This is a genomic window from Bacteroides sp., from assembly GCA_036351255.1.
Classification (GTDB): domain Bacteria; phylum Bacteroidota; class Bacteroidia; order Bacteroidales; family UBA7960; genus UBA7960.
This window is the reverse complement of record JAZBOS010000155.1, coordinates 1-2,991: the sequence shown is the minus strand read 5'-3', so window position 1 is coordinate 2,991 and position 2,991 is coordinate 1. Positions and strand designations below refer to the sequence as shown.

At 46.8% G+C, this 2,991-nt stretch carries 3 protein-coding genes; all 3 read right to left on the bottom strand.

Translation table 11 applies throughout. From position 1 onward, the window contains the following. Positions 1-223: 223 nt before the first annotated feature. Genes V2I46_14595 through V2I46_14585 form a run of 3 tightly spaced genes read right to left on the bottom strand, consistent with a single transcriptional unit; the run spans position 224 to position 2,797 of the window. Positions 224-1,006 carry a hypothetical protein gene (locus V2I46_14595; protein MEE4178730.1) on the bottom strand — a complete coding sequence of 261 codons (783 nt, stop codon included), beginning with the start codon at positions 1,004-1,006 and terminating at the stop codon, positions 224-226. Further along, a complete protein-coding gene (locus V2I46_14590; GenBank protein ID MEE4178729.1) occupies positions 1,006-1,686 on the bottom strand; it encodes a L,D-transpeptidase in 681 nt (226 codons plus the stop codon). The genes V2I46_14595 and V2I46_14590 overlap by 1 nt, the downstream gene beginning before the upstream one ends. After that, positions 1,667-2,797, bottom strand: a complete 1,131-nt coding sequence (locus V2I46_14585; GenBank protein MEE4178728.1) for a L,D-transpeptidase family protein — start codon at positions 2,795-2,797, stop codon at positions 1,667-1,669. The genes V2I46_14590 and V2I46_14585 overlap by 20 nt, the downstream gene beginning before the upstream one ends. Positions 2,798-2,991: the final 194 nt, after the last annotated feature.

The following is a 2,991-nucleotide window of genomic DNA, read 5'->3' as shown; positions in this document are numbered from 1 at the left end:
TTTGTTCATTTTGCAAAGATTAGGGTTTACACATCATACAACAAATCCCAAGCTTAAAGGTTCCCAGGAAACGTTTAAGTGTCTGAAAAAAGTATTGTTTCTTGACTTTTGGGTTTAGTGCTGTGGGCTACTAATAATCAGCTAAATTACGATAAAAAATGCTATATGTCAAATATTTAGACTTTCAGAAGAACACCAGGATACCTGATTCGTGATACCTGAATTACAGTACCAGTGCAGCACTCACCTTGGCCGGCATGGCCCGGTAAAGGATAATCACATCCTGCCGGTCCATTTCAAGAATGATGGAAGGATGGTATTCCGGTTCCCTGAAGGTGATGGCCTGTAAGATGGCAGAGAGCCTGTGAGTGGAAAAGATATCGATGTTAAAGCGAACCTCCTGCCATGCTTGCCGGAACCCGGCATTATCTGACTGCCTGATCTGAAGGATTAGGCCGTTGTCAAATTGGAGCAGGAAACCGGCGAAATTTTCTACCGTCACATGCTCCTCCTTTTGCAGGGCTGCTTCCGTGGTATCTCTGGGGGCTCTGCGCAAATAGACCGGTTGTTTTTCAAGTGTGGAGATTTCGCTGACGCTGACCATGGGTTTTGATAACCATTGCAGGAGGGCCTCTTTATTCAACTCTTTGATTACCGGGCTGATATAAGCGCTTAAAACCTTTCCCTGGTGGAGCGGAAGGCCCTCCAGCTCAATGCTGGCAGCACTGTCAGCAAGGTTGCATAAAAGGTAAACTGAATCCAGGTCCGAAAGGACAAGACGGTTATGGACCATTGTGCTCTCCATTTCAAGACGGTAAAGGTCATTTCTTGATGCCCTGTCATATGTTGGATAGGCAGTTTTTCCGGCATTTTCGTTTTCAGTGTTGATCATCCAGGAAATAGAAGAGTTTGCCATTATCAATAGCGTGTAAAACAGTATAATCAGGAGCAGGTCCATGCTTATCCAGACATACCATTTTTTTCGGGAAATCCAAATTGTTATCATCAGAAGATTAATACTTTGGAACCAACAGACAAATGTTTATACACCAGTTCAAGGTCTTCATCGGCAAGCCTTATGCAGCCGTGTGTAACCGGCATGCCCAGCTGCCTTTTGTAAAGCGTTCCGTGGATCAGGTAACCCTGGCCCAGGCTGAGGGCATAATCGCCCAGCACACCATATTCGAAGCGGCTCTGGTCTTCAGGTGGGGGCACTGGCAACCCTTCTTCAATGAAGGCCCAATCAGGTTTTTTCCAGACGGGGTTCTCAACCTTGTCTTTGACCCGGAATGCTCCCCGAGGGGTCCTGAAGGTCCATGACCTGGAATCATGGGCAATAAGCGTTACAAAGTTACCTGTCGAACAGATCCCTTCCCTGACCACCCCTGCAGCGTTACACAGGCGGTAACGGTTGGCACTGACATTGATCACAAGGTAATAGCCTCCCGGGGTTTTTCTTGACAGTAGCCTGTTGTCTTTTTTCATCCCGGCCAAAAGGTTGTCTGCATATTTTAGGAGTTCCTTATCCTCCATGAAGATGCTGTCATTATCATTGGCATCCGACCTGATCTCCGGCGCTCTTTCCTGTACTATCCGGCTCAGGACGATCATCAGGGCGATCCAGAGCATGATCCCGGCCATGAAACCCAAAATAGAGACGAACTGTTTACCTGACATCCTTTTCATGCTGTGATAAGATTTCTTCCAATGGTTTTATAGAGCCAACAATGATAACCGGTGTATATGTTTTAACCATATTGTAAAGCTGGTCCATGTCGCTATTGCTAAGCGCAATGCAACCATCTGTCCAGTCAATTCCCCTGCCTCCCGCACCGTGGATTTCAATCAATCCCCCGATCTGAGCGTCTGAAGGGATATGCCCGGAGGACTTAAGTTCCTCGAACCTGCGTTTGTCATCCTCATTCGGATAATCCAGCAGCAGGGCCTTGTGGTACTTTGTTTCTTTGTTTTTCTTTTTTTGGACTACTTTGTATTGCCCTTCAGGGGTTGATTTATCGCCCTTCCTGGTCTTGTCCCCGATCCAGTTCTTTCCCAGTTCAATGTCAAAGGACCGTATCATCTTTCCGTTCTGTATCACATGGCATTTCCTTTCGAATTTGTCAACAAGCAGGGCTATGCTTTCATTATGCCGGGTCCAGGCTATCGCTTCTTTCTGACTGGTCACCCATCCCGGATAATCTTTAAAATAGCCATTAAGCACCTCATTGACATGTTTCTCCACTATTTGCACCTTTTTCAGGGCATCGTCAAGAAGATCATTGACCAGGGGCAGGTTGCCGTTTTCGTTCGAAACGGCAGCTTTTGACAAAGAAATCTTTCCCCCGGTGAATTGTTTCACGGTAATCCAGGATAACGGCAGCCAACCGATGAGCCAGTCTAAATGCTGGTATCTGGACTGGATTACTTCCATCCTTTTTGAAGTGGAAGCATTGATGTGTTTCCGGTTGACAAGTGCGTTATCTGCCGCCCGATTGGCTTCTGATATGGAGATCATGGCAAAGGAATCTGCAATGGCGTAGTCACGTGAGAGGAACCATTCCTGTTTTTGCATTGCCAGGTGTGAGACAGCTGAATCGTAACAGGCCTCGGCCTTCCCGAAGGCCGAGGGTGCATACAGGCCTGCCTTCACATTCCTTGCCTGTGAAATGGCAGCCCTGGCTTCAGCCATCCTTTGTTCGGGGTAGACAGGCCAGGAACGCCAAACCAACCATGCTGCCAGCAAAATAACTACTGCCGTGAAGGTTACTATCAGAACCAGTTTTAAGAATCGGGGCATGACATCAATAAATAAAAGCAGGGACCCGGGTTTACTACCCGAGACCCTGTTTTGTTATTTGGCCACTTGAATATTACTTTGTTTTTTTTGCACCTGAGGCTTTGCTGATCGCAACTTTCAATTCGTTGTTGATGGATATAAGCCCCTGTTGCGTGACGTTTATAAGTTCGAGCGCGGTGATGTAATCACCATTT